Annotated in this window: 23 protein-coding genes; 13 read left to right on the forward strand and 10 right to left on the reverse strand. The window is 69.2% G+C overall.

The window, feature by feature from the left end:
- Nucleotides 1-203 precede the first annotated feature (203 nt).
- Nucleotides 204-1,478, forward strand: a complete 1,275-nt coding sequence (locus ACW14X_RS09990; RefSeq protein ID WP_457165493.1) for an HNH endonuclease signature motif containing protein — start codon at nucleotides 204-206, stop codon at nucleotides 1,476-1,478.
- A 617-nt stretch (nucleotides 1,479-2,095) separates the two neighbouring features.
- Here the strand turns inward: ACW14X_RS09990 and ACW14X_RS09995 are convergent.
- On the reverse strand, nucleotides 2,096-2,716 hold the full coding sequence (locus ACW14X_RS09995; RefSeq protein ID WP_457165494.1) for a TetR/AcrR family transcriptional regulator: 621 nt from the start codon (nucleotides 2,714-2,716) through the stop codon (nucleotides 2,096-2,098).
- A 29-nt stretch (nucleotides 2,717-2,745) separates the two neighbouring features.
- Nucleotides 2,746-3,624, reverse strand: coding sequence for a glycerophosphodiester phosphodiesterase family protein (locus ACW14X_RS10000; protein ID WP_457165495.1), 879 nt, complete (start codon nucleotides 3,622-3,624; stop codon nucleotides 2,746-2,748).
- A 160-nt stretch (nucleotides 3,625-3,784) separates the two neighbouring features.
- Here ACW14X_RS10000 and ACW14X_RS10005 point away from each other — a divergent pair, with 160 nt between their 5' ends.
- Complete coding sequence (locus ACW14X_RS10005) at nucleotides 3,785-4,963, forward strand: alpha/beta fold hydrolase (protein WP_457165496.1); 1,179 nt, start codon at nucleotides 3,785-3,787, stop codon at nucleotides 4,961-4,963.
- A 27-nt stretch (nucleotides 4,964-4,990) separates the two neighbouring features.
- Here ACW14X_RS10005 and ACW14X_RS10010 read toward each other — a convergent pair whose 3' ends face one another.
- The 4 genes from ACW14X_RS10010 to fgd form a co-directional block, all read right to left on the reverse strand.
- The gene (locus tag ACW14X_RS10010) at nucleotides 4,991-5,716 is read right to left on the reverse strand and encodes an acyltransferase (protein WP_457165497.1); all 726 of its coding nucleotides are present in this window, start codon (nucleotides 5,714-5,716) and stop codon (nucleotides 4,991-4,993) included.
- Nucleotides 5,717-5,735: 19 nt separating this feature from the next.
- Complete coding sequence (locus tag ACW14X_RS10015) at nucleotides 5,736-6,518, reverse strand: SDR family NAD(P)-dependent oxidoreductase (RefSeq protein WP_457165498.1); 783 nt, start codon at nucleotides 6,516-6,518, stop codon at nucleotides 5,736-5,738.
- Between the two features lie 96 nt (nucleotides 6,519-6,614).
- Complete coding sequence (locus ACW14X_RS10020) at nucleotides 6,615-7,589, reverse strand: RNA polymerase subunit sigma-70 (RefSeq protein WP_457165499.1); 975 nt, start codon at nucleotides 7,587-7,589, stop codon at nucleotides 6,615-6,617.
- Between the two features lie 168 nt (nucleotides 7,590-7,757).
- The gene (fgd, locus tag ACW14X_RS10025) at nucleotides 7,758-8,762 is read right to left on the reverse strand and encodes a glucose-6-phosphate dehydrogenase (coenzyme-F420) (protein WP_160025275.1); all 1,005 of its coding nucleotides are present in this window, start codon (nucleotides 8,760-8,762) and stop codon (nucleotides 7,758-7,760) included.
- Between the two features lie 23 nt (nucleotides 8,763-8,785).
- Here fgd and ACW14X_RS10030 point away from each other — a divergent pair, with 23 nt between their 5' ends.
- The 6 genes from ACW14X_RS10030 (at nucleotide 8,786) to ACW14X_RS10055 (ending at nucleotide 19,328) form a co-directional block, all read left to right on the forward strand.
- A complete protein-coding gene (locus tag ACW14X_RS10030) occupies nucleotides 8,786-9,841 on the forward strand; it encodes an LLM class F420-dependent oxidoreductase (protein WP_457165500.1) in 1,056 nt (351 codons plus the stop codon).
- A 93-nt stretch (nucleotides 9,842-9,934) separates the two neighbouring features.
- Nucleotides 9,935-12,244 carry an MMPL family transporter gene (locus ACW14X_RS10035; RefSeq protein WP_457165501.1) on the forward strand — a complete coding sequence of 770 codons (2,310 nt, stop codon included), beginning with the start codon at nucleotides 9,935-9,937 and terminating at the stop codon, nucleotides 12,242-12,244.
- A 353-nt stretch (nucleotides 12,245-12,597) separates the two neighbouring features.
- Entirely contained in the window at nucleotides 12,598-13,776 is a 1,179-nt protein-coding gene (locus tag ACW14X_RS10040) for a hypothetical protein (RefSeq protein ID WP_457165502.1), read from the forward strand.
- Nucleotides 13,777-13,904: 128 nt separating this feature from the next.
- Entirely contained in the window at nucleotides 13,905-16,172 is a 2,268-nt protein-coding gene (locus ACW14X_RS10045) for a serine/threonine-protein kinase (protein WP_160025277.1), read from the forward strand.
- Between the two features lie 37 nt (nucleotides 16,173-16,209).
- Complete coding sequence (locus ACW14X_RS10050; protein WP_457165503.1) at nucleotides 16,210-18,735, forward strand: bifunctional FO biosynthesis protein CofGH; 2,526 nt, start codon at nucleotides 16,210-16,212, stop codon at nucleotides 18,733-18,735.
- A gap of 11 nt (nucleotides 18,736-18,746) precedes the next feature.
- Nucleotides 18,747-19,328 carry a hypothetical protein gene (locus tag ACW14X_RS10055; protein ID WP_457165504.1) on the forward strand — a complete coding sequence of 194 codons (582 nt, stop codon included), beginning with the start codon at nucleotides 18,747-18,749 and terminating at the stop codon, nucleotides 19,326-19,328.
- Between the two features lie 6 nt (nucleotides 19,329-19,334).
- Here the strand turns inward: ACW14X_RS10055 and ACW14X_RS10060 are convergent, their stop codons facing one another.
- Nucleotides 19,335-19,736 carry a hypothetical protein gene (locus tag ACW14X_RS10060; protein ID WP_350716776.1) on the reverse strand — a complete coding sequence of 134 codons (402 nt, stop codon included), beginning with the start codon at nucleotides 19,734-19,736 and terminating at the stop codon, nucleotides 19,335-19,337.
- Nucleotides 19,736-20,323, reverse strand: a complete 588-nt coding sequence (locus ACW14X_RS10065) for a nucleotidyltransferase family protein (RefSeq protein ID WP_457165505.1) — start codon at nucleotides 20,321-20,323, stop codon at nucleotides 19,736-19,738. Before ACW14X_RS10065 ends, ACW14X_RS10060 begins: the two co-directional genes overlap by 1 nt.
- Before the next feature lie 133 nt (nucleotides 20,324-20,456).
- On the opposite strand from ACW14X_RS10065, the gene ACW14X_RS10070 reads away from it, so the two are divergent.
- Together ACW14X_RS10070 and ACW14X_RS10075 are read left to right on the forward strand one after the other, a co-directional pair.
- Complete coding sequence (locus tag ACW14X_RS10070; protein WP_457165506.1) at nucleotides 20,457-21,674, forward strand: hypothetical protein; 1,218 nt, start codon at nucleotides 20,457-20,459, stop codon at nucleotides 21,672-21,674.
- Nucleotides 21,675-21,684: 10 nt separating this feature from the next.
- A complete protein-coding gene (locus ACW14X_RS10075; protein ID WP_457165507.1) occupies nucleotides 21,685-22,662 on the forward strand; it encodes a formylglycine-generating enzyme family protein in 978 nt (325 codons plus the stop codon).
- On the opposite strand, the gene ACW14X_RS10080 is transcribed toward ACW14X_RS10075, so the two are convergent.
- Complete coding sequence (locus tag ACW14X_RS10080) at nucleotides 22,647-24,188, reverse strand: sulfatase-like hydrolase/transferase (RefSeq protein WP_457165508.1); 1,542 nt, start codon at nucleotides 24,186-24,188, stop codon at nucleotides 22,647-22,649. The two genes, ACW14X_RS10075 and ACW14X_RS10080, sit on opposite strands and share 16 nt — an antisense overlap.
- A 127-nt stretch (nucleotides 24,189-24,315) precedes the next feature.
- Between ACW14X_RS10080 and ACW14X_RS10085 the strand changes: the two genes are divergently transcribed.
- On the forward strand, nucleotides 24,316-24,786 hold the full coding sequence (locus ACW14X_RS10085; protein WP_457165509.1) for a DUF5709 domain-containing protein: 471 nt from the start codon (nucleotides 24,316-24,318) through the stop codon (nucleotides 24,784-24,786).
- Here the strand turns inward: ACW14X_RS10085 and ACW14X_RS10090 are convergent.
- A complete protein-coding gene (locus tag ACW14X_RS10090; protein WP_350841089.1) occupies nucleotides 24,783-25,178 on the reverse strand; it encodes a VOC family protein in 396 nt (131 codons plus the stop codon). The genes ACW14X_RS10085 and ACW14X_RS10090 overlap by 4 nt on opposite strands.
- A gap of 67 nt (nucleotides 25,179-25,245) precedes the next feature.
- Between ACW14X_RS10090 and ACW14X_RS10095 the strand changes: the two genes are divergently transcribed.
- Together ACW14X_RS10095 and ACW14X_RS10100 are read left to right on the forward strand one after the other, a co-directional pair.
- On the forward strand, nucleotides 25,246-25,479 hold the full coding sequence (locus tag ACW14X_RS10095; protein ID WP_160025284.1) for a hypothetical protein: 234 nt from the start codon (nucleotides 25,246-25,248) through the stop codon (nucleotides 25,477-25,479).
- A gap of 204 nt (nucleotides 25,480-25,683) precedes the next feature.
- Nucleotides 25,684-26,733, forward strand: coding sequence for an adenosine deaminase (locus tag ACW14X_RS10100; RefSeq protein WP_457165510.1), 1,050 nt, complete (start codon nucleotides 25,684-25,686; stop codon nucleotides 26,731-26,733).
- The last annotated feature ends 1 nt before the right edge of the window (nucleotide 26,734 follow it).

The raw sequence follows: 26,734 nt of genomic DNA on the forward strand, positions 1-26,734 counted from the left end.
GGTGTGGCGCAGCGGAATCTTGCTTGAGACAGGTGAGGTTGATGGGGCGCAAGGGTGGCCCTAGGGACCACTTACCATCCACAGAAACGAGGCCGTTCACTCACCGCGAAAACAGTGTCTGACCTGGTCAAATAGGTGGCCAGACAGAGGCGGTGAGCGTAGAATCAGACCCATCACAGCACACCTCCGAGGAGAGGACAGCGATGAGTCTCGGCCGCTCGATCGACCACTGGGGCACCAACCCCGGCGACGCGATCGACGCTGCCCTCGCCGCCATCGAGACCGCCCTCCAAGAGTTGCTGGCCACCGACCCCGCCTACTGGCGCACGAGCCAGAAGAAGGACCTGCTCGAACGGCTGGAGAAGCTCCAAGCACAACAAGCTGCCCTGAAGCTGAGGGTGCTCGCGACGGCCGGCGATATCGCCGAGGAGACCGGCGCCAAAGACGCCTCCGGGTGGATGCGGACCGAACTCCTCGTCGACAAAGCCGTGGCACGCTCCCAGATCAAACTCGCGGCGGCGGTGACCAAGTACGACCTCGTGGCTGATGGTCTTGCCGAGGGTGTGGTGTCCCAGGACAAGGCCCGGGTGATCACCCAGGCCCTCGACAAGATCGAGACCGACCCCGTCGCCAGCGCCGAGGACCTGGTCCTCGCCGAGAAGCTCCTCGTGGACTACGCCGGTCGCCTGACCGCCAACGAACTCCGCATCGTCGGACGACGGATCCTGGCCGAGATCGACCCGGCCCGGTTCGAAGACGCCGAAGCCCAAGCACTTCTCGCCGAAGAGGAGCGGGCTCAGCAGAAGACCGCGCTACGGGTCTGGGACAACCACGACGGCACCATCGGGTTCGACGGCGTGTTGCCGACTTCGGTGGGGATGCGGTTCAAGCGGCTGGTGGAGGCCTGGGCCCAGCCACGTAAGCAGCAGTTGGTCGCCAAGGGTGCGTCGTTGCCGCCGTGGGAGCGGTTGATGGGCCAGGGCTTCGGCCGGCTCCTCGAGACCATCGACCCCGCCGGGCTGCCCCGCCACGGTGGCGACGCCACCGTGGTCAACGTGGTCATCAGCCTTGAGGAGCTCCGCAAAGACCTCGGCATCGCCACCTTGGGCTATGACGAGACCAACGGGGCCACCATCTCCGCAGCGGAGGCCCGTCGGATGGCGTGCAACGCGACCATCATCCCCTGGGTGTTGGGCGGTGACAGTGAGGTCCTCGATGCCGGTCGTGGCAGCAGGTTCTTCCAGCCGATCCAACGCAAGGCGATGCGGTTGCAGCACAAGTGCTGCCAAGCCGAGGGCTGCGACATGCCACCGGAGTGGTGCGACGCCCACCATCTCGAACCCTGGGCCGCCGGCGGCAAGACCGACCTCAAAGACGGGGCGCTGCTCTGTCCCCACCATCACCGCCTGGCCCACGCACCCGGCTATACCCACGAGCGACTACCCGACGGCACCATCAGGTTCACCCGCCGCCCCTAAACGACTGGGCGAGGAACCACACCAACGGGCCGGCCCGTCGGGCCCCACGACTCCAACCGACGACCGGTCTCAGCTCTCGCTGAAGCCGCCCTCCCGGTGCCCAAATGAGCGTTCCAGCCACCCTTCTCGACTCCACGCCCGCCGCTCCCCACCGGCGAGGACACTTCCCCACTCCAGTGGAGGTTCCCCACGCTCCGGAGCATGGGGAACCTCCACGCCCGTGGGGAACTCTCCCGATCGGTGGGAACTCGCGACCCGACCGGCACCGAACCCACCCCGGTCAAGAACAACGGCCCGCTTGTGAACCATTCACAAGTTCGCACCCACTGCCGTAGGCACCCCGAGGCACCGGGACTCCCCCGCCCGACCAGCCCACGACCCCAAGCCCGCACCCAACTGAATCCGCTGCGCCACACCCTCGCCGCCGACCCGATACAGGCCAAATCTTTCTCGATCGCGCACCGGGTCAAGGATCGCCGCAGGCGACCGGCGAAGCCGGCGGGCGAAGCCCGTCCTTGACGCGGTGTGCGATCGAGAAACAATCGAACCAAGGGTCGGCGGCGAACCCCAGAAACGAACGCAGACCAACCCAGGATGCGACCAACCGACCGGCCAGCCTAGGAGACGCTCGAGATCTCCCCCGCCCACCGCCCGATCAGCTCAGCTTCATGCGGAGGCGGCCCCGGGAGGCGGCGGCTGGCTGCCTCGGCGCGCAGGCCGTCGCAGACGAGGGCGAGGTAGCGGCGACGCAGGGCGGTGCTGCGTACGTCGTCTCCTACGTCGATGCGGCTGATCTGTTCGAGGAGCACGGTGATGTCGGCGCGGGTGACGTCGGGGCGGAGGATGCCGCTGCCACGGGCGCCGCGCAGGAGGCGGTTGGTGGTGTGTACGGCGAGTTTGTCCAGGTCACGCAGGACCTCGTCGAAGCTGACCTCGTCGCGCAGGGCGAGGGTGAGCCGCGGGAGTCCGTCGTCGAGCACCTGGCGCAGGAAACCCGTGAACGCGTGCCACGGGTCGTCGGTGTCGCTCAGCGCCGCCTCGGCGAAGGCGATGTAGCGACGATAGCTGTCGGCGGCGACGGCCCGCAGCAGTGCCTGCTTGTTGGCGTAGCGCCGATAGAGCCCGGCCACTCCCATCCCGGCTTCCTCTGCGACCGCGGCCATGGTCGCGCGGGGGTCCCTGAGCAGGACCTCCCGAGCGGCGATCAGGACGGCGCGGTCCGCGTTGAGGGGCGGCATGCCCCACACCCTACGTGCGGGCGCCAGCCTCAGGCGGTCTGAACCTGTGTGATGTCGGCCAAGGCCGCGATCGGACGGTTCGGGTAGTCGGCGAACACGCCGTCCACACCGGCCTCGAAGAGGCGATTCGCCTGGTCGCGGCCTGCTTTCAGGGTCCAGACGAAGACCAGCAAACCGTGCTCGTGGGCCTCGTCGGCCAAACCGGTGGGTGGCTGCCCCTTCTTGCGCACCATCGACTTCTTGGGGCCGATGGCCTGGGCGTACGTCGCGATCTCCGCGCAGTCGACCGCACCCCACTTCTTGTCGACCAGCTGCACCAGCGGAAGGTCGGTGCGGGTGCTCATCTCCCGCACCCACGCCTCGTCGAAGCTCTGCAGCCACAGCCGCTGGGTGGGCAGGCCCGGTAGACTGTTCCAGGCGTCGACACCGTGGTCGGCGAGGGTCTGCAGCAGGGTCTCGGTGACGGGCAGGCCGATGGAGGCGAAGTACGTCGGGTGCTTGACCTCCACGTGCAGCCCGACCCGCCGTCCGCGGCGCTGCGACTCGTCGGCGACGAGCAGCAGGAGCGTGTCGAGGGTGATGATCGGCTGGCTCGTCGTCGGCGCCCCGAGGCTGAGCAGCTCGGAGAAGGTGAAGTCCTCGGTGAACCAGCCGGTCCACTTCTTGCCGCTGATGACCTTGGTCGTACACCGCTCCGCGAACTCCAGGCGCGAGGCCACGTCCGTGGTGCGGGAGAGCTCGTTCTCGTGGCGGAGCACCATCACCCCGTCGCTCGTCATCACCACGTCCGTCTCGAGCGCGTCCACGCCTTGGCGAAGCGCCAGACGGTAGGACTCCAAGGAGTGCTCCGGCAGATAGCCGGGCGCTCCGCGATGGCCGATCACAAGGGGGCGGTGGGCCGATGCCATGGCGTCAAGCGTGCGTGCCGGCAGCGACGCTGCGGCGGGCGCAATGTGAATGGGACGTTACGAGCGGCGGGCCGTTCGGAGGTTCGGTGGAGCGCGAGCGCGGGTCGGGGGTCGGTGATCCATTTGACCTGAACCGAGGTCCAGGTCGGAGGCTTACCCCATGAGCGAGCAAGAAGTGCGGTTCGGCATCGGAGAGGTCGCCGCGCGTACCGGCCTCGAACCCGACACACTGCGGTACTTCGAGAGGGAGGGGATCGTGCCTGCCCCTCGGCGTGACGCTGCTGGGCGCCGTCAGTACGTTGCGGCCGATGTCGATGTGATCCGCATGCTGGTCCACCTACGCGAAACCGGGATGCCCCTGGCCGACATCGCGCAGTTCACCGGAGCCGACACCGAGGTCACCGACCCGTCGCGGTTGCGGCTGGAGCTGCTCACCGCGCATCGCCGTCGTGTCGAAGAACGCCGGGAGGCGTTGGACCGGGCCCTCGAGGTGATCAGCCGCAAGATCGCGGACTACACCGATCAAGCAACCGGCTCGTTGAACGTCCTCGAGCGGCCTGACACGGAGATCACGTACAGCGTCCAGGGAAACGGGCCGCTGCTCTTCCTCGTCGGAGCGCCGGCAGGGCGAGCCGGGTTTGCAGCTCTCGCGGAGGAGCTGGCAGGGCAGTTCACCGTCGTCACCCATGATCCTCGCGGCATCGGGGCCAGTCGCGTGAGACCTGGAATGGCTGCGCCGACGCCCGAGATCCTCGCTGGAGACCTCGCTGCGCTGGTCGACGCATTCACCGGCGCACCGGCGTTCTTCGTCGGTACGAGCGGCGGAGCCGTGACCCTTCTCGAGCTGGCCAAGCAGCATCCCGAGATCATGGGATCGGCCGTGCTGCACGAGCCGCCCCTGATCACTCTCCTAGACGATTCCACCCTCGCCGACCGCGCGGCATCGGCCTTCGCCGTCGCGACGACCGATCCTCAGCAAGCCGTGCAGGAGTTCTTCGACCTCAGCGGCGCCGCCCACCACACGGCGCAGGATCAGGTGCCTCCCGCGCACATCGCGCTGCCGGAGCTACCGGCCGAGGAGCTCGACAAGAACCGCTACTTCCTTGGCCAGATGGCCGGCCCCAGCGTTTTCTACGAGCCCGATATCGAGGTCAGCCGTCGAGTCCGGCTGACCGTGTGCGCCGGTGCGCTGAGCCATCACCAGCTGGCGCGTCGGGCGGCCCAGGCCCTGGCCGATCTGCTGCGTCAACCGTTGGTCGACATGCCCGGAAACCACGTGGGCGCCAGTGCGGTTCCCGCCGAGTTCGCTCGCGCTCTCGTGCCGCTGCTCGAGCTCTAAGCGGGCTCTGAACAGTCGGGGCAGGGATCAGGGGGTGTCCTCGCCGGACCAGACCACGTTCTCGCGGATCAGTCGGGCGGGGACGCCGGCCACCGCCGTACGCGGTTCGACCTTCTGGTTGCGGACCATGGCGCGCATGCCCACGACGGCACCGTCACCGATCTCGGCGTGGCCGGTGACGATCACGTCACGGCCGAGCCAGACGTGCTCGCCGAAGCGGATGTTGGCGCCGTACGGATTGATCCGCTGCCCCGTCTCGCCGTCCTCGAGCCGGTGCATGTCGTCGGTGGCGACGTAGACGTTGGCTGCCCAGAGCTGGTCGCGGGCAGCCACGATCGAGCCGCCGTTGCGGGCGTCGATCTGCGCGCGCGAGGTCGCGACGAAACCACCGGAGAGGATCACCGCAGAGCCGCCGCCGCAGTAGATCTCGCCCCAGACCATGCTCGTGTCCGGGCCGATGAAGATGGTCGGCGAGTCGCCGCCGACCAGCAGCGCCTGCATCGAGGTGATGTCGGTCGCGATCACGATCAGCGCGTCGGAGAACGGGTAGAACCCGAGCAGCTCGATCAGCCGCTTGTCGAGGGGGAACCCGTCGCGCAGGTAGAGCGCGTTGCCGCCCTCGTGCCACCACTCCGGCAACGGCCCGGTGATCTCGCTGAGCTGGAGCCCGGCGAGCACCTCCGGCTCGAGCCCCGCGGCGATGAGCCGCTCCCGATGTACGTCGGTGAGCGGCTCACCCCTGGTCCAGGACATGCCGGGAACCATAACCCGGTCAGCTCGGGTACATCCCACTGGTCACGTTGAGCCAGGTGCCGGTGATCGCGCCGGCGCCGTCGGAGGCGAGGAAGGTCGCGGTGTCGGCGACCTCCTTCAGCCGCGGCGACCGCTTGGTCATCCGCATGCCGTCGAGGTTCGCCCGGATCCCGTCGAGGGCCTCATCCGGCAGCCGCGTCCCGAGGACCCGCTCGAACTTCTCCGCGGTGAACGTCTCGGTGATCCCGGCGGTCCAGATCCCCACGACGCGTACGCCGGAGGGTCCGACCTCCGCGGCGAGATCACGGACGAGCGCGTCGAGGGCACCGTCGGCCGCGCTGGTCCCGCCCATGCCGGGCGCCGAGCCACGTGCGGAGCCGGAGTCGAGCGCGAGCACGACCCCGCGGCCCTGCGCAACCATCTGCCGCGCGGCCGCGCGGGCGGTGTGGAAGGAGCCGGCGATGCCGCGTACGACCGGCTGGGTGAAGTCGGCGGCGGAGATCTCCAGCAGCGTCTGCCCCTGGATGTCGCCGCGGTCGGCGACGTTGAACGAGATGTCGAGCGAGCCGGTCTCGGCGACGACCCGCTCCACGAAGGCGATCACGGCGTCCTCGTCGAGGATGTCGACCACCCCGTAGCCGGCCGCGCCGACCTCCTCGGCTCTGGCCGCCAGGCTGGCCTCGGTGCGGCCGGCGAGGTAGACCGTGGCACCCGCCTCGGCGAAGGCCTTCGCGGTCGCCGAGCCGATGTCGCCCGCGCCGCCCCAGACGATGGCGGTGCGGTCCTGAAGCCGTGCGTTCATGATGTCTCCTGAGCTGTCCTCACACACCTGGTGTGCGTGATCTGCCCGTTAGGACGTACGCCGGGCCAGCAACTCATCGGGTGGGCGCAAACTTTCTCAGGTGAGTGCCTGCGGGAGCCCGAAGGCGGGGAAGAGATGCGGCTCGAAGGTGGTGATCTGGGCGAGCTTCCCGTCGACGATGCGGAGCACGTCGAGCGTCTGCGGGCGGTAGATCGTGGTGCCGGGGCGGCGTACGTAGCCCGCGACCGCTGGCATCCGGTTGGCCTGCGCCGGGATGAACTTCCATTCGCCCAGGTAGGTCGGCGAGGCCGGGTCGAGGTTGGGCAGCACGAACGACAGCAGCGCGTCGCGGGTGGTGAACCAGAACGGGTTGGGCGGCATGGTGAGGACGGCGTCGCTGGTCAGCAGGTCGGCGATGCCCTCGCGCCAGTTGCTCGCCCCGGCCGCGATGTAGGCGTCGATGACCTTCCGCTCCTCCTCGGTCGGCCCCTCGGTACGCCACGTCGACCGGTCCTCGGGCAGATGACGGCGCAGCGCCGGCTTGGCCCGCTGCAGCAGCGAGTTCACGGTGGCGACGGTGACGTCGAGCGCGGCCGCGGTGTCGGCGGCCGACCAGCCGAGCACCTCACGGAAGACGAAGACGGCCCGCTGCTGCGGGGTCAGGTGCTGGATCGCGGTCAGGAAGACCAGCTCGATCGTCTCCCGCGCGACCGCCTCGTCCTCCGGGCGCTCCGGCTCGAGCAGGGAGTCCGGGAACGGCTGGAGCCACTCCAGCAGCTCCGGGGGCTCACCGGTGCCGTGGTCGAACCCCGGCAGCGGGGCGTACGTCCTCGGCCGCCGTTCGTTGCGGCGCAGGAAGTCGAGGCAGGTGTTGGTGGCGATCCGATAGAGCCACGCCCGCATCGCCTCGGGGTCGGTCAGCTGGTCGCGCCGCTCCCAGGCCTTGACCAGGGTCTCCTGCACCAGGTCCTCGGCCTCGTCGAAGCTCGCCACCATCCGGTAGCAGTGCACACGCAGCTCGCGCCGGTGCTTCTCGGCGGCGTCCACGAACGGGTCGACCATCAGGCTCATGCCTGGTGAGCGTAGGTGCCTGCCGACCACACCGGAAATGGAATTCGCAACCGATCCCAAACGAGTGCAACACAACACATCCGGACGGCGTACCACGTATGTGGGGCGGTCCTCCCAGGGCCCCGGTTCTGATTCCCGGCCGGGGCCCTGGCCATGCTCCGGCCCAGCTCAGGCGAGAGCGCGGAGCTTGGGGAGGATCTCCTCACCGTAGAGCTTGAGGAACTTCGCCTGGTCCGGACCCGGGGCGTGGAAGACCAGGTGGGTGAAGCCCATGTCGAGGTATTCCTTGATCCGCGCGACGTGCTCGTCGGGGTCCGTCGACACGATGAACCGCTTGGCGGTCGCCTCGGTCGGGAGCGCGTCGGCGAGACGCTGCATCTCGACCGGGTCCTCGACGGAGTGCTTCTGCTCGGCGCTGAGACCCAGAGCGCCCCAGAAGCGGGTCGCCTCCATCGCCTGCTCCAGGTCGTGGTCGAAGGAGACCTTGACCTCGATCATCATGTCCACGTCCTCCGGCTTGCGCTCGGAGAGCTCGATACCGGTCCGTACGGCCGGGAGCAGCGTGTCGGTGTAGAGCTCGGCGCCCTTGCCCGACGTGGTGATGTAGCCGTCACCGGCTCGGCCCGCGTACTTGGTCGCGGCCGGACCGCTGCCGGCCAGGTAGATCGGGACCGGCGTCGACGGCTTGTCGTAGATGGTCGCCCGGTCGAGCTGGTAGTAGTCGCCCTCGAAGGTGACCCGGTCCTCGGACCAGAGCTTCTTGATCACGCGCACGGCCTCGCGGAACCGCGCGAACCGCACCTTGCCCTCGGGCCACTCGATGCCCAGCGGGGCCTCGTTCATCGCCTCACCGGTGCCCATCCCGAGCACGACGCGGTCGGGGAAGAGCGAGCCGAGGGTCGCGAAGGACTGCGCCACGATCGCCGGGTGGTAGCGGAACGTCGGGGTGAGCACCGACGTGCCCATCACGATCCGCTCCGTGCGCGCACCGAGCGCGCCCAGCCAGGTCATCGCGAACGGCGCGTGACCGCCGTCGTGTCTCCAGGGCTGGAGATGGTCGGAGATGAAGACCGAGTCGAAACCCTGCTCCTCCGCCATCACGCCGTAGTTCAGCAGCTCCGTGGGTGCGAACTGCTCGTTGGACGCCTTGTATCCGAACCTGATCTCCGTCACACGGTCACGGTAGCCTCCCCAACATGAAGCAGCCCAGTATGAAGCTTGCGATGCCCTTGACCTACTTCGGCAACCCGCGCGAGACCGCGGACCAGGTCGTCGGCCTGGAGAAGGCGGGGCTCGACCAGCTCTGGGTCGCCGAGCCGTACGGCTTCGACGCGGTCTCGCTGCTCGGCTACCTGGCCGCGAAGACCGAGACCGTCGAGCTCGGCTCGGGCATCCTCAACATCTACAGCCGTACGCCGGGAGCGCTGCTCCAGACCGCGGCCGGTCTCGACAACGTCTCCGGCGGCCGCGCGATCCTGGGCCTCGGCGCGAGCGGGCCCCAGGTCATCGAGGGCTTCCACGGGGTGGCGTACGACAAGCCGTTGGCCCGCACCCGCGAGATCATCGGGCTGCTGCGCGCCGGCCTGCGGGGCGAGCGGCTGAAGAGCGACGGGCTCTACAAGATCCCGCTGCCGGCCGACCAGGGCACCGGCCTCGGCAAGCCGCTCAAGCTGCTCAACAGGCCCGAGCGTGCCGACACCCCGATCTGGGTGGCCGCGCTCGGTGACAACAACGTCGCCATGACCGCCGAGATCGCCGACGGCTGGCTGCCGTTCCAGTTCCTGCCCGACAAGGCCCGCGACGTCTGGGGCGACGCCATCGACAAGGGCCTGGCCAAGCGCTCGCCCGACCTGAAGCCGCTGGAGATCTCCGCCGGCGGTCTGCTCGCGATCACGGACGACCCCGACGAGGCCAAGCGCCACCGCGACACGATGCGCGGGCTCCTGGCCCTGTACGTCGGCGGCATGGGCGCCCGCGGCAAGAACTTCTACAACGACATGGCCGTGAAGTACGGCTTCGGGGACGCGGCCAAGAAGATCCAGGACCTCTACCTCGACGGCCACAAGCGCGACGCCGAGGCCGAGGTCCCCGACGCCTGGCTCGAGGCCGGCAACCTGGTCGGACCGGAGTCGTTCGTGAAGGAGCGGATCGCGGCGTTCCAGGAGGCCGGCGTGACCAGCCTCCAGGTGACTCCCGCCTTCGGCACCGACGGTCTCGCGTCCATCGCCCAGGTCAAGGAGTGGCTGGCCTAGTCGGCTCGGCCGGCTGTGAACTCGCTTACACCCACGGCCGGCCCGGACGTCCCGCTGTGACGCTGCCCCCACGGGCATTGGTTGCATGGACGTATGTCTGAGCGGATCGTCAGCGCCATCACCGGGCCCGTCACCAAGTGGGTCGTGCTCGGCTTCTGGCTGGTGATGCTGGTCCTGATGGGTCCGCTGACGGGCAAGCTCGGCGATGTCGAGTCCCACGACAACTCCGACTGGCTCCCGGCCAACGCGGAGTCGACCCAGGCGATCGACGAGCTCGCCAAGGTGCAGGACCCCGACGACCTGACCACCACGATCGTCTACCACCGCGAGGGCGGTCTGACGAAGTCCGACTACACCGCGATCGTGCTGCAGATCCCGGAGATCGCGTCGCTCGACGGCGTGGTGACCCAGGAGAGCAAGCCGGATCAGCCGGTCATGCCGGCGATCGCCTATCCGACCGGGGAGAAGAAGGGCCAGAAGCACGGACTGGTCTCGGCCGACGGCGAGGTCGCCACGGTCTCGCTCGTGGTCAACTACGCCGACGAGGACCCGACCGCGCTGCTCGAGCTACGCGACGACCTGGTCGAGATGACGAAGATCGACGGCGTCGACGTCTACATCGGCGGCGCGGGTGGTTCCACGGCCGACCAGATGGAGGCCGGCGCCGGCATCGGCGGCGCGCTGCTCTACGCCGCCGCGGGCGTGGTCATCGTGATCCTGCTGATCACCTACCGCAGCCCGGTGCTGTGGTTCCTCCCGCTCGTCTCGGTGCTGGTCGCGCTGGTCGTGTCGATGGGGGTCGTCTATCTCTGTGCGATGTACGCCGGGCTGACCCTCAACCAGATGAACCGGGCGATCCTCGACGTGCTCGTCTTCGGCGCGGGCACCGACTATGCGCTGCTGCTCATCGCCCGCTATCGCGAGGAGCTGGGCCGCCACGAGGACCGGCACAAGGCGATGGCGGCTGCGCTGCGCGGGTCGGCCCCCGCGATCATCGCCTCGGCCGGCACGGTCACCGTCGGCATGCTCGGCCTGATGGTCGCCACCATGGGGTCGACGGCCAGCCTCGGCCCGGTCTGCGCGATCGGCATCGTCGCCGGTCTGGTCGTGATGCTGACCCTGCTCCCGGCCCTGCTGGTGATCACAGGTCGCTGGGTGTTCTGGCCGGTCAAGCCGGCGTACGGCACCTCCGGCGAGAAGTCCGGCGGCATCTGGGCGCGGCTCGGCGACTGGATCCGGAAGCGGCCTCGAGCGGTCTGGATCGGCACCGCCGCGGTGCTGCTGGCCTGCTGTGGCGGGCTCTCGATGCTCAACATCACCACGCTGGACAGCTCGGAGACCTACACCAAGGACTTCCCGTCGCTGATCGGTGACCGGGTACTCGAGGAGCACGACCTCGGCGACCCCTCCAACCCGATCCAGGTCGTCTCGGCCCATGGCACGGAGAAGGACGTCGTCGAGGCGCTCACGAAGGCCGGCTACGAGGGCGTCACCCCGGTCACCGACGGCACCCACGAGGTCGCGCTGACCGCGGTCCCGCTGGCCACCGACCCGATGTCGAAGGCGTCGTTCGACACCGTCGAGGACGTACGCGGCGTCGTCCACGCCGTCGACGGCGCCGGCGCGCTCGCCACGGGCACCGCCGCGATCCAGCTCGACATGGCCTCGGCGACCGACCGGGACACCAAGGTCGTGATGCCGCTGGTGCTCGGGCTGGTGCTGATCATCTTGATGATCCTGCTCCGCTCGGTCCTCTCCCCGCTGCTGCTGATGGCCACGGTCGTGCTCAGCTTCGGCGCCGCGCTCGGCCTCTCGGCGATCATCTTCGACGCGATGGGATTCGCCGGACAGGGCCGCGAGTTCCCGCTGTTCGTCTTCGTGTTCCTGGTCGCGCTGGGCATCGACTACAACATCTTCCTGATGCACCGGGTCCGCGAGGAGGCCGTCGAGCACGGCGACACCCGGCGCGCCTCGCTCGTCGCGCTCTCGGCCACCGGCGGCGTCATCACCAGCGCCGGCGTCGTCCTGGCCGCCACCTTCGCCGTGCTCACCACGCTGCCGCACGTGAGCTTCATCGAGATCGGCCTGGCGATCGCCCTCGGCGTACTCCTCGACACCCTCGTGGTCCGCTCCATCCTGGTGACCGCCATCAACCTCGATCTGGGCGACATCATCTGGTGGCCGAGCCGACTCGCGCGCGGGCGAACGAAAATTCGTTCGCCGCATCCGGCGGCCGTCGGGCGGCCGATGGCCCCTGCCTATCACCACCCCCGCCAGCAGATCGATCACCAGCTCCGCCAACCCCCGCCCATGCGCGGCCCGCGGCCCCCTCGGGACCTCCGGGGCCAGCCACCGCAGCAGCGCCGGCCGCGCGACCCCGGCCGGTATCCAGGCCAGTACTGAGGCCCCGGCTGCGAATTCGGCGAAGTGTCTTTACGATGTGCCCTACGACTCGGGTCGCTCGGCCCAGTCGCTCCACTTCACTGACATGCGGGGCGTGCGACATGGGGCCAGACGACCAGGACAAGACGAGACCGGGTACGCCGCGGCCCACGCCGCCTCCGGCGCCTGAGCCGGCGAACCCCATCGACCCGGACGCGACCCGGATCCCCAGCGCGCGCCCCACCCCGCCGCCTCCTCCGCCTCCCCCGTCGTCGCCTCCCCCGTCGTCGCCTCCCCCGTCGTCGCCCCCTCCCTCCTCGCCCCCGCCTGCTCAGCCGCCGACGGCACCGCCCCCGCCGCCACCCACGACGGCGATGCCGGCGGCACCGCCCAGCGGCTACGGGCCGCCTCCGGGGCAGCCGCCGGTTGCGTACGCCTCGGCCTACGGGCTGCCGCCGCACCACCAACAGCAGAAGAAGAGCAACAAGGGACTGTTGATCGGGCTCGGTGCCGCGGGCGCGGTGGTGCTCGTCGCGCTGCTCGGCACCGGGGCTTGGGCGTTCTTCACCGGGCGTCTCGGGTTCGGCCCGCTGAGCGCGGAGGACAAGAAGGCGGTGGCGGCGATCGCCGCGGACGCGCCGAAGCCGGCCTGGGCCTCGGCCGGGGACGCCACGTGTGCCGCCGAGCAGCTGGTCAAGGACGAGCGCAGCGACGCCCTGCGCAAGGCCGGGCTGATCCAGATCTCTGGCGAGTCGGTGAGCTACACCGGCGCGTGGCGGGGACAGCAGGCGACGACGTACGCCGAGGGTCTGCTCTCCTGCTCGGGTGACTGGAGCAAGGCGATCGGCAAGGAGTGGGCACTGACCGACACCGACTGCCTCGGCGACGTCGACGAGACTGCGATGGCCGGCCTGATCACCACCCAGGTCATGGAGGTCGAGGACGCCGGCGTCACGAAGCAGGCCGACAAGGCGGTCGCCGCGCTCGACGAGTGCTACGTCAGCGACGAGCTCACCGCACCGGCCGCGACGGCCACCCCGGCCGTGCTCGGCGTCGACTTCGCGGTCACCTCGCCGACCGTCGAGGGCAGCGAGGTGGTCGTGCAGGCGAAGGCCGCCGATTCCTCGGAGTGGGCCCCGGTGACCGACGGGAAGATCAACATCCCCGTACGCGAAGGCGGCCAGGAGGGCTGCGCGACCTTCCAGGCCTCGATCAACTACCCCTGGGGCACCACCAAGACCAGCGAGAGCGAGGCCTGCGGGAAGGCGAAGGACCGCAGGCTGTGGTGGACGAAGGACAAGTCGTGCGCCCAGCCGAAGTACGCCCCGTGCAGCTCCTGGACCCTCCACTATGAGGGCTACGAGCTCCTCTCCAGCGTCACCATCAAGCTGAAGCTCAACGGCGGGGACTGCCGGTCGGCCTCCGGGTCGTGCTCGGACACGGCCTTCGTCACCAAGCCGAGCGGCACCTGGACCAACTGGACCGCTCCGAAGGGCTGGAAGGACCGGTTCACGGCCGAGGTCGACGGGCTCAAGGCCGTCCTCCCGAACTAGTCCAACCGAACGAGCGTCTTAACAATTGGTCTCGCCCGTGGCGTTGCCGCACGACGATCGTTAAGGGGACGCTAGGGTTTCGGCAGAGGTCTGGAATCGGGTAAAAAAATCAGGGCGAGGTTCTAAAGATGGTTGCGTTCCCCCAGGAAGGCGAGCAGTTCGGTCGCTACGTGATCGAGCGGGTCCTGGGTCAAGGTGGCATGGGTGTCGTCTACCAGGCGAAGGACCCGGCACTGCGACGCAAGGTGGCGCTGAAGCTGGTGCTGCCCTCGCTCACGGTCGACAAGGACTTCATCACCCGCTTCGAGCGGGAAGCCAACATCCTGGCCAAGCTGCGCTCGCGCAACATCGTTCAGATCATCGAATACGGCGAGGTCGAGGGCACCGTCTACCTCGTCACCGAGTACGTCCCCGATGGCGACCTGCACGGCTGGCTGAAGACCAAGGGGGCGCTGGAGACCGTCCAGGCGCTGCGCCTGGTCGGTGACGTCAGCGACGCCCTCTTCGACGCGCACCGCGCCGGTGTGGTCCACCGCGACGTGAAGCCGTCCAACGTGCTCCTGTGGGAGCGCCAGGAAGGCGAGCTCGTCCCCTACCTCACCGACTTCGGCATCGCGACCGAGGGCGACTCCAACGTGACCCGGGCCGGCTCGGTGGTGGGCTCGCTGCCCTACATGTCGCCCGAGCGTCACATGGGTGAGCAGGCGACCGCGGCGGGCGACATCTACGCCGCCGGCTGTCTGCTGTGGGCCTGCCTGACCGGCAAGGCGCCCTACACCGGCACCGACTTCGAGCTGATGAGCGCCCACATCAACAGCCCGGTGCCGCGGCTGCCCGCCTCGACGCCCGGCGCCGACCTGATCAACCCGATCATCCAGCGGGCGCTGGCGAAGAAGCCGGAGAACCGCTTCCGGACCGCGGCCGAGCTCTCCAAGGCGCTCGACAAGGCCGCCGACCGGCTCGAGGAGTCCGGTCTCGGTGGCGGTGTCATCGGCGGTGTCGCCGGAGCGGCCGCCGCCGATCTCGGCTCCCGTCCCGGGGTCACCTGGGACACCACCGCGGACGGCACCTCCGGGGCCGGCACCGACGCCCCCGAGGCCGAGGCCCAGCCGACGATCGTCAAGCGCCCGGGCGAAGGCACCCCGATTCCCGCCCCGCTCGCCAACGAGACCGACTCCACGGTCGTGCACAGCGGCAAGGGCCTGCCCCAGGCCGCTGCCGCCGCGGCGGCCGCGTCCTCGACCGGAAACACCGGCGCCGGCGGCGGCCAGCCCGAGTGGCTGCCCTCGCACCACTCCAACGCCGGCCAGGGCAACTCCGGCGACAAGAAGAAGCTCTACACCATCGTCGGTGGCGGGGTCGCCGCGGTTCTGCTGCTCGGCGTCGGCATCTTCACCCAGGGCTTCGGCATCTTCGGTCTCCACGGCGACGACGCCAAGGCGGCCGAGGCGATCGCCAGTGGCGTACCGAAGCCGGGCTGGGCCACCGAGGACCAGATGACCTGCGCGGCCGAGACCTTGGTCGGGAAGGTTCCCGCGGCGGAGCTGCGCTCCCACGGCGTCGTGGACGCAGGCGACGACTGGACCTACACCGGCGAGTGGCCCGCGGACGACGCGATGAACTTCAGCCGGGGCCTGCTCGACTGCACCGAGTCCTGGGCGACCGAGATCGGCGACAACTGGAAGGTCGGCGACACCCGCTGCATGGAGAAGGAGGTCGACAAGACCTCCATGGCGGGCCTCCTCGCGGTCGGCGACCTCCTCAAGGACGGCGACCCCGGCGCTGCCGGCCCGGCCAAGGAGAAGGCCGTCGAGGCCCTCGACGCGTGCTACGTCAAGGCCGACGCGCTCGGCGCCAAGGTGACTCCCAAGGCCGCCTACATGCAGGTCGACTTCGACGTCCAGGAGCCCACCGCTCCCGGCGGGCAGTCGGTGATCGGGATCGCCAAGAAGGGCAGCAGCAGCTACGAGGAGCTCAAGGGCTCCACCTACGAGCTGCCCGTCACCGAGGGTGGCGTCGAGGGCTGCATCGCGGTCAAGACCACCGTCACCTTCGCTTGGGGCACCGAGAAGGCGACCGACGCCGAGTCCTGCGGCCGGGCTGCGGCGAAGAAGCTCGAGTGGACCAAGCAGGACAAGTGCACCGACCCCGTCTACACGAAGCAGAAGATCGCCTGCAACACCTGGCGGCTCAGCTTCGAAGGCTTCCAGCCGGGCAAGAAGTTCAACGTGAAGCTCACCCTCAACGGGGGCAAGTGCGGCGCCAAGAAGTGTGACTGGCCGGGCACCCCCGGCGGTGACGGCAAGGGTGTCATCGTCGACTGGTCGGGCCCCCAGGACTGGAACGCCAAGTTCGTCGCCACGGCCCCCGGAGCGAGCGCCCAGATCGACAACTAGTTCGACAACTGGGCGACGCCTACTAGGCTGCTTGATGATGAGCGAGCAGCCGACACCTCAGCAGATCCGCCGGGCGCTGGCCCGGGCCGAACGCGGCGCAGCCCTGGACGTGGCGGAGGCTTCGGCACTCCTCGCGGCCCGGGGCGATGACCTCGAACGGCTGACCGCCGCCGCGGCGAAGGTACGCGACGCCGGGCTGGTCGCGGCCGGGCGACCCGAGACGGTGACGTACTCCCCCAAGGTCTTCATCCCGGTCACCAAGCTGTGCCGGGACCGATGTCACTACTGCACGTTCGTGGAGACGCCGGGGCAGGCCGAGCGTGAGGGCCGCGAGCCCTATCTGAGCCCTGACGAGATCCTGGAGATCGCCGCCGAGGGAGCGAAGCTCGGTTGCCTGGAGGCGCTGTTCACCCTCGGGGACCGGCCCGAGGACCGGTGGCCCGAGGCCCGCGAGTGGCTCGAGTCCCGCGGCTACGAGTCGACCCTCGACTACGTGCGCGCGATGGCGATCCGGGTGCTCGAGGAGACCGGGCTGCTCCCCCACCTCAACCCCGGGGTGATGTCGTGGGAGGAGATGAACCGGCTCAAGCCCGTCTCCCCCTCGATGGGGATGATGCTCGAGACGACGAGCCGACGGCTTTTCGAGACCAAGGGCGAGGCCCACTACGGCTCGCCCGACAAGGACCCCGCAGTGCGCCTGCGGGTGCTCGAGGACGCGGGTCGCCTCTCGATCCCGTTCACCTCGGGGCTGCTGGTCGGCATCGGCGAGAACCTCACCGAGCGCGCGGAGACGATCTTCGCGCTGCGGAAGGTGCACAAGGCGTACGCCGGGCTGCAGGAGATCATCGTGCAGAACTTCCGGGCCAAGCCGTCGACCGCGATGCGCCACGTCGACGACCTGGGACTGGACGAGTATCTGGCCGCGATCGCGGTCACCCGGATCGTCCTCGGCCCGAAGGCCCGGGTCCAGGCGCCACCCAACCTGGTCGACCTCGACGAGTGCCGGGCGCTCCTCGGCGCCGGGATCGACGACTGGGGCGGCGTCTCGCCGCTGACGCCCGACCACGTCAACCCCGAGCGCCCCTGGCCCTCGCTGGACGCGCTGCGCCAGGTCAGCGCCGAGGCCGGCTTCACGCTGCGGCCGCGGCTGACCGTCCACCCGGAGTACGTCAACGGCACCCTGCGCGACGGCCAGGCCTGGATCGACCCGCGCGTCCTCTCCCACGTCGAGGCCCTCGCCGACGAGGACGGGCTGGCCCGCGACGGCATCCGGCCCGAGGGTCGTCCCTGGCAGGAGCCCGACGGTGGCTTCACCGCGGCCGGCCGGGTCGACCTGCACGCCTCGGTCGACACCACCGGCCGCACCAACGACCGCAGGGACGACTTCGAGACGGTCTACGGCGACTGGGACGCCGTCCGAGAGGCAGCCACCGCGACCGGGGCTCCGGCCGTCCTCCACGCCGAGGGACACGAGGCTCTCGCCGCCGCCGAGAAGGACCCCGGCAACCTCTCCGACGAGCACGCACTGACCCTGATGACCGCCGAGGGTGACCTGCTGCGCCAGGTCACCAAGCTCGCCGACGACCTGCGCCAGCAGGTCAACGGCGACACCGTGACGTACGTCGTCAACCGCAACATCAACTTCACCAACGTCTGCTACGTCGGCTGCCGGTTCTGCGCCTTCGCCCAGCGCAAGACCGACGCGGATGCGTACTCCCTGGATCTGGACCAGGTCGCCGACCGCGCCGAGGAGGCCTGGAACCTCGGCGCCACCGAGGTGTGCATGCAGGGCGGGATCGACCCCGAGCTCCCCTCGACTGCGTACTTCGACCTCGTCCAGGCCGTCAAGCAGCGGGTGCCCGAGATGCACGTGCACGCCTTCTCCCCGATGGAGATCGTCAACGGCACCTCCCGCACCGGCCTCTCCATCGAGGACTTCCTGATCAAGGTCCGCGAGGCCGGGCTGGGCTCGCTCCCCGGCACCGCCGCGGAGATCCTCGACGACGAGGTCCGCTGGGTGCTGACCAAGGGCAAGCTGCCCGCGAAGACCTGGATCGAGATCGTCTCCACCGCTCACCGCGTCGGCATCCCGACGACCTCGACGATGATGTACGGCCACGTCGACAACCCGCGCCACTGGGTCGGCCACCTCCGCGTCCTGGCCGGCATCCAGGACCAGGCCCGCGAGCACGGAAACGCCGGATTCACCGAGTTCGTGCCGCTCCCGTTCGTGCACACCAGCGCACCGATCTACCTCGCCGGCGCAGCCCGCCCGGGCCCGACCATGCGCGACAACCTCGCCGTCCACGCGCTCGCGCGGATCATGCTCCACGGCCGCATCGACAACATCCAGACGAGCTGGGTCAAGCTCGGCATCGACGGCACCAGGGCGATGCTCCAGGCCGGCGCCAACGACCTCGGCGGCACCCTGATGGAGGAGACCATCTCCCGGATGGCCGGCTCCGAGCACGGCTCGGCCAAGACCGTGGCCGAGCTCCAAGAGATCGGCCACGGTATCGGCCGGGACGTACGCGAACGGACGACGCTGTACGGGACGCGATGAACCTACGGCGAGTGGAGCGACGACTCGTCGCGCCGTTCTACCTGAAGATGATGGGTTCGAATGCGACCTGGCTGGACAAGAGGACGTTCCGAAAGCTGGTCCGCGCCGGACGGAAGGCGACGCCCACGCAAGTGAGGGCGCTTCTGCGGGGCGGCTCGCTGACGGTCGATGCGTGGTACGAGGCTGCAGCTGAGTCGCCAGATCGCGCCGCCCTGCTGACCCATGTCACCGGCGTTGCTCCAGGTCATCTCCCCTGGCGGCCAGTCGTGATGGGCGCCTGGCTCAGCCTCGCATGCGACCCCGACGAGATCACCGACGACGTCCTCTTCTCGCTTGCTCGTTGCGACGGTGACCTGACAGCCGCTCCCCTGTGCACGGCAGCTGTCCTGATCGCAGGCGACGCGGCAGTCGAGACTCTCAGATCGAACCGCCTTCGAGCGGACGAGTACGAGGAAGACGCGACGATGTTCCTCGACGCTGCGCTGGAACACCTCGGAGAGGTTCCGGTGAACCCGCCCGTCGAGGGGATGAGGGAGCACTTCCAACAGCTCGTCGAGTTCGGCGTACGCCTACGACACGACCTCGTGCGATAGACGCGGTCAGCGACCGAGGCGAACGATCGAGGTGGCGAGGTCGACGAGCATGCGCGCTCGACGCACCAGAGTCTCAGCTTTTGCCGCGGTGACGAGCTCGACTCCGTACTCGACGTCACCTTTCGTGGATATGAGCTCGCGCAGCGCTCGCTCGGCAGGCTTTCCTTCGGCGCGGGTTCCGAGCGCCTCGGAGAGCTCTTTGGCCGCTCGCGCGTGATCCTTGGCTTTGCCGGTCGCGCCGGTCAGCGACGTGACAATCGCATCCTTGGCACTGATGCCGGCGTGGATGGCGTCACCGGCGGCGGGCGTGTAGCGCTCCAGGTCAAGGTTGTCCTCGGCCGACTCGACGTACTCCTCTGCCTTCTGCAGGAACGCCTTGGCGTAGTTCCTCTGCTCGGCGGTGACCATCAGGCAGACCTCTTGCGACGGCGGGGCTTGCGACCAATGAGAGCGACCCCGTCCCTGACGATGTCGGAGACGACCGGTTCGCCTCTGTCGACAGCCTCCGAGAACGAGGCGGGTGTAAACAGCAGGATGTCGCTTTCGTTGCCTGTTCCGGCTCGGATCGCCTCGCGCAGGTCTGCGCGCCGGTCCCAGGGCTCGGTCGCGATCACCGCGAGGTCGATGTCACTGTCATCGTTCGCCTCGCCTCGAGCGACTGATCCGAAGAGGATCACAGACTCGACGCTGTCGCCGACGATCTGGCTGACGATCACCGTCAATGCCGAGAGCGGGTCGAGCAGCGCACGAAGCGGGCCGACCGCGACGTGGGCCTCCTCGACCCGATAGACGTACGCTCGGCCAACGGGGCGCGACTCGATGACTCCAAGCCGTTCCCAAGCCTTGAGGGCATCCTGAACCGACCCGAGGCTGTAGCGGCCGACCAGGCCGTGCACCTGCCGGCCTGTCAGCTCTTGCCCTGTGCGAAGGAGGGCGGCCAGCACTGCACCCCTGGCACCGGGGATGACACCCCCAAAGGGGTCACTGAGGTTCATATGATCAAAATATCGGTCACATGAACATATTTCCAGTCACTGCTCGCCCCTCAGGTCTCGATCGGGAGTGGCAGGGGGTATCTGAAGGGACTACCCTCTACGATCCTCGCTGAACTGTTCTCGAGGGAGTGAGATGTCCGACCCCACCGGCAGCACCGCTCAACAACAACCGAAACCCACCGAGCTCGCCAACGCGGCGGCTGAGGAGGCCCGTCGGCGTCGGCTCGGGCTGCCGCCGCTGCCACGGCGGCGGCGTGACCGGAGCCGCCCCGTGCGCCTGGCGCTGCGCTGGCTCGTGAGCGTCGGCGTACTCGTCGCGGTGGCCTTCCTCGGCACCTCGGCGTGGGCCTACTTCACCGGTGAGATCGGTCCGCTGCACGGTGACGAGAAGGACGTCGCTCGCACGCTCGCCCTGGCCGGCGACACCCCGGCCTGGGCCGACCCGGAGCAGATCCGCTGCGCAGCGGAGGCGGTGGTCAAGGACAAGGGCAGCGCGGGGCTCACCCGTGCCGGAGTCGTGGCCAAGGCCGGCAGCGGGTTCAGCTATGCCGGCGAGTGGCCCTCGGCGCTGGGCTCGCAGTGGTACGCGGAGCTGCTCGACTGCGCCGACGGTGGCGCCAACAGCTGGAGCAGGCAGGTCGCGGAGGCCTGGACCCTCGATGACCCCCGGTGCCTGCGGGAGGTCGGGCGACCGACGATCGCCGGGGTCCTGGCCGTCACCAACCTGCGGCTCACCGACGAGGACCTCGCCGCCAAGAACGTCGACGCGATCACCCACCTCGACAGCTGCTACGCCCGCACACCCGAGGCGCCCGTCGGTGCTGCCGCCGCGGGTTACCGCGAGGTCACGCTGAAGGTCACCGCCCCGGCGGTCACCTCCGGCATCGCCTCCATCGACGACGGCGCCACGCAGCCGACCGCCGGGGAGGACCCGGAGCTCACCTACACGCTGCCCGTCGCCAAGGGTGGCACCGAGGCGTGCGTGCAGGCGACCACCAAGGTGACGTACGCCTGGGGCACGGTCCGCGCCGGCGAGCCGGCCAAGCTCTGCGGCAAGGCGGCCGCGGCCCGGATGGAGTGGCACACGGTCGAGCGTTCCTGCCCCAAGGGAAAGCCGAAGTGCACCTACATGGCGGCCTACGTCGAGGGGCTGGCGGACAACCAGACGATGACGGTCACCTACCGGCCGACGGGTGACTTCAAGTGTGCCGGCAAGAAGCCGACCTGCACGGTCAAGATCAAGGCGGACGCCAACGGAAAGGCCCGTACGCCCGGCCTCATGGTCACCGGCAAGAAGGGGAAGGTCGTGGCGAGCGCAGGCAGTCTGAAGGCGACGTACGCCGGCTCGTAGGCTGGTGGGCGTGCCTTCCGACCTCACCTTCGGCGCGACCCGTGGACCCAGCCCCGACCCGGCCCAGCGCCCGCCGGCGCTGCCCCGCAAGCGCCGCCGGACCCTTGTCGACCTCCCCGGTGGGACGTACGCAGCCGGCGACTCGTTCGGCGAGGGCTACCAGGCCGACGGCGAAGGTCCGGTGCACCCGGTCGACCTGCCCGGCTTCCGGCTGGACGCGACCGCGGTCACCAACGAGGAGTTCGCCCGGTTCGTGAAGGCGACGGGCCACGTCACCACGGCCGAGCGAGAGGGCTTCTCTGCCGTCTTCCACCTGGCCTTCGAGGGCTCGCCCCGCGACATCCTGGGCCGCTCGCCCGAGGCACCCTGGTGGCTCGGCGTTCGCGCCGCGTCCTGGCGGGCCCCGGAGGGCCCAGGCTCGAACGTCGGCCGCCGCGGCAACCACCCGGTCGTGCACGTCTCCCACGACGACGCGCTGGCCTACTGCGACTGGGCCGGGACCAGGCTGCCGACCGAGGCCGAGTGGGAGTACGCCGCTCGCGGCGGTCTCGCCGGCTCCCGGTTCCCGTGGGGCGACGAACTGGAGCAGGACGGCGCCCACCACGCCAACGTCTGGCAGGGTGTCTTCCCGGACACCAACACCGCCGACGACGGGTTCGTCACGACAGCGCCGGTGCGGACGTACGAACCCAACGGCTTCGGGCTGTTTCAGATGATCGGCAACGTCTGGGAGTGGTGCGCGGACTGGTTTTCGCCGACCTACTACGCCGACCTCGTCGGCTCTCCCGATTCCGGGGGCTCCTCATCCGACCCGCGGGGCCCGGCCGAGGGCCTGACCCGGGTCATGCGCGGCGGCTCCTACCTCTGCCACGACTCCTACTGCCACCGCTACCGGCTCTCGGCGCGCTCCAGCAGCCCGCCCGACTCGACCGCGGGCAACCTGGGGTTCCGCTGCGCGGCCGACCTGGACGATCAGTCGGCGGGGTAGAACTCCTTCGGGCAGGTGGCACCTGCACAGTCGGCGTACTTCTCGCTCAGCCCGCGCAGCTCGGCCAGCTCGTCGGCGTACTCGGTGAGCAGCGCGAGCGAGCGGATCTGGTAGGGGTCATCGGCCAGGTTGTAGAGCTCTTCGCTGCCGTCGGAGAAGCGGGCGTAGGTCCAGTCGCCGAAGCGGATCCCCGAGTAGATCTGCTTGTAGCCGTCGTTGACCCGCCAGGCGGAGAGCGGGATCACCCGGTTCTGCGCGGGGGCCTCGAGCCACGGCATGATGTTGACGCCGTCCTGGGTCCGCCCCGGCTCGGCGCCGGCGACCGCCATGATCGTGGTGGCGATGTCGGGGTTGCCGACGCCGGTGGCCAGGGTCCGGCCGGCGGGGATGCCCGGGCCGCGCAGGATCACCGGGATCCGCTGCGTCTCGCGGTAGTGCATCAGCTTGCCGTTGATGTTGTGGCCGCCGGTGGTGTAGCCGTTGTCCGAGGAGAAGATGATGATCGTGTTGTCGAGCTGGCCGGTCTCCTGCAGACGGAGTACGTGGCTGGCGACCGCGCGGTCGAGCGACTGGACGGCCTCCACCCGCTGCTCGTGCGCGATCCGCAGCTCGGCGCGGCCCTGCGCGTCGAAGTACTTGCGGGAGGCCGAGATCCGCGGCGCATCGGTCGGGGTGCGGAACATGTAGGGAGTGTCCGGCAGCTCGAGCCCGTCGAAGGAGTGCTTGTCCTCCTCCGCCGGCCTGGTCGTGCTGGTGCCCTCCGGGTCCTCCGGTTCGTCGGGCCCGCCGTGGTGCGGTGCCACGTAGTTGAGCCACATGTACCACGGCTTGTCGGCGCGCTCCGGCGCCGAGATCATCTCGTTGGCCTGGTCCCGCATGACGTACGTCGTGTAGCGGTTGTAGGTCGTGAGCTTGCCGTTGTGGTTGATCCGCGGCCGGATGAAGTTGTAGGTCGACATGTCGGTCGTCGCCCGCCAGTCGGTCCACCCGGGCGGCACGTCCTTCGCCGTTCCGTTGAGGCCGTAGCCGTTGAGGTACTTGCCGGCGAAGAGGGTGTCGTAGCCGGCGTCCTGTAGCGCCTCGGGCAGCGTGCCGGTGTGGTCCATCGACTCGTAGCCACCGCGTTCGCCGTTGATCGTGACGGTGTGGTGGTTCTGGCTGTACTGCCCGGTCAGCAGGGACGCACGGGCCGGCACGCAGATCGGCGTCGGAGCGATCGCCTCGGTCAGCGAGGTGCCCTGCGCGGCCAGGAGGCTGCGGGTGTGGGGCATGAACTCGAGATCCTCGTAGGCGAGGTCGTCCGCCGTGATCATGAGGATGTTGGGTGGGGTCGAGTAGGGCGCCCAGTCGGGCGTCGATGTCGGCGTCGAGGGCACCACGCCCTCGTTGTCGCGCGCGAAGGCGTTCCCCGCCAGAGACCCCAGCGACCCCAGCGGACCGGCCGACTCAGGCATCGCGCCGAGTGCGATCGAGGCGCCGGCGAGCACGGCAACGGCCGCCACCGCCAATCGGGCGCGAGGCGCCATCTGGTCTGCTCCCTTGGTCGATCCCCGCGTCGTATATTTCCGTCCGGTTCCACTCCATACCGGACCGGGTTAACGTTACCGAAGGGGGCCGTCATGACCCCAATGCCCGGCCGATCAGGAGACTCAAGTGAGCGAATCGCGCGAGAACTACGGCGACTACAGTGTCGACGACGAGGACCAGATCACCGGGGAGGACGCGCTCTCCGGGGAGGTTCTCGAAGGTGAGGTGCGCGACGAGCTCGACCACGGCATCGTCACCGCCGACCACTACTCCACCGACTACGGCAACACGCCCTGGGAGGAGGAGCACCGGGAGTGCATCGACCAGCGGGTCCACCAGGAGGTGCCGGAGCCGGATCCGTACGCGGTCGAGTACGACGACGCCGAGGAGAGCGACGACCCCGACGGCCGCGAGGTCGGCAACCAGCGAGCGGGCCGACTGGTCGACCCCGACCGTGGCGAGGGCGAGGACGCGGAGTCGGAGCTCTACGGGATCGATGCCGGCATCGACGGCGCAGGCGCCTCCGCGGAGGAGGCGGCCATCCACATCATCGACGACAGCGATGCCGACAGCGACGACGGGGACGACTACAGCTAGGCGGTGAGGTCCTCGATCTCCAGCACGATCTCGACCTCGAACCCCTCAGAGCTCTCCAGGTAGAGCGCCGTGTGCTCGTCGCCGCCTGCGTGCGGGTAGCGGTCGGCGTACATCTCGTGCCAGCCGTGCTCGGTCGACGCTGCCCGGATCCTGTCGAGCTGGTCTCGGTCGTCGATCATGAACGCGATGTGGTTGACGCCGGGCCGCAGCCGGTCCTGAGTGCCGTGCTGGTCCTTGGAGTGCTCCATGAAGACGTACGTCCCGTCCGGCGCCTCCCAGAAGTGGCCCTTCTCGCCGGCCTCCCAGCCGAGCTCGCCGAAGAGCCAGCCCCACTCCCCCGAAGCGGTCTCGAAGTCGTCGACCCAGAGGTCCCAGTGGTGGATCGCCCGCATGCCATCACCCTAGCCTCGATCTGGTCCGATCTAACCGGGAGCGAGAGGTAGGGCTGAAAATATGGGCATGCTCGTTGAGGGGCAAAAGGTCTTCGAGGACGATCAGTCCATCAAGTACGCGTTCGAGTGGCCCGGAGCCGAACGTTCGGGCGAGGTGGAAATCGCCAAGTCAGAGGTACAGGCGCGCCTTTCTGCTGCTGACTCCGACCTCGACTCAGCTGCAGCGAAGATCCTGATGAAGGCGTACAAGGAGGCCAGAGCCACAGGGGTATGGCCAGACAAGGTCATCTACGCTGTCTAGGTGCACCGACCTACATCGGCTGTGGCATGAACCGCACTCGTTGACCGCGCCGCTCAAGGGGTGCGGCGCGTAGCCGACTTCGATCCACCGGACGAACGAATTTTCGTTCGCCCAGGCAACGTCCCTCCGATGCACTCTGAGTTCGGGCCATGCGAGCGGAAAGGGAGTCGCGGTAGGGCGAACCTGCGTGTGAGGATCGAGGGCGTGAGTGACCTGAAGACCTTCATCGCCGGGCTGCCCAAGGCTGAGCTGCATGTCCACCACGTCGGGTCGGCCTCGCCGCGGATCGTCGCGGAGCTGGCGGCACGGCATCCCGGGACGGTGCCGGCGGACATCGAGCTGCTGCGGGAGTACTTCACGTTCAGCGACTTCGCGCACTTCATCGAGGTCTACCTCTCGGTCGTGGACCTGGTCAGGACCCCCGAGGACATCCGCTATCTGACCTACGAGATCGCGCGCGACCTCGCGCAGACCCAGCAGGTGCGCTACGCCGAGCTGACCTGCACGCCCTACACCTCCGTACGCCCGGATCTGGCCGAGCGTCCCGCCGGGACCGGGCACACCGGGATGGCGATCGAGGCCTACACCGAGGCGCTCGAGGACGCCCGGGTGGGCGCCGAGCGCGACTTCGGGATCACGCTGCGCTGGATCTACGACATCCCGGGTGAGTCGGGGATCCCGGCGGCCGATGCCACCCTGGCGTACGCCGTCGACCATGGCCCGGCGGCTCTCGTCGGGTTCGGCCTCGGTGGGCCCGAGGTGGGGGTTCCCCGGCCGCAGTTCGAGAGGCACTTCGACGCGGCCCGCGCCGCGGGGCTCCGCTCGCTGCCGCACGCCGGCGAGACCACCGGACCGCAGACGATCTGGGACGCCCTGACCGTGCTGAAGGCCGAGCGGATCGGCCACGGCACCTCGGCGGCCCAGGATCCCGCCCTGCTCGCGCACCTCGCCGAGCACCGGATCCCGCTCGAGGTCTGCCCCTCGTCGAACGTCGCCACCGGCGCCGTCGCGACGCTCGAGGAGCACCCGCTCAAGACGTTCGTCGATGCCGGTGTGCCGGTCACGATCAACTCGGACGACCCGCCGATGTTCGCGACCACGCTCAACCAGGAGTACGAGATCGCGACCGACCTCCTCGGCCTCGACCCCGCGGGCATCGCCGACCTCGCCCGCGCCGCCGTCGACGTCTCCTACGCACCCGACGACCTCAAGGCCCGGCTGCGCGCCGAGATCGACACGTACGCCACGCCTTAAG

The organism is Nocardioides sp. YJ-D4 (genome assembly GCF_054031495.1).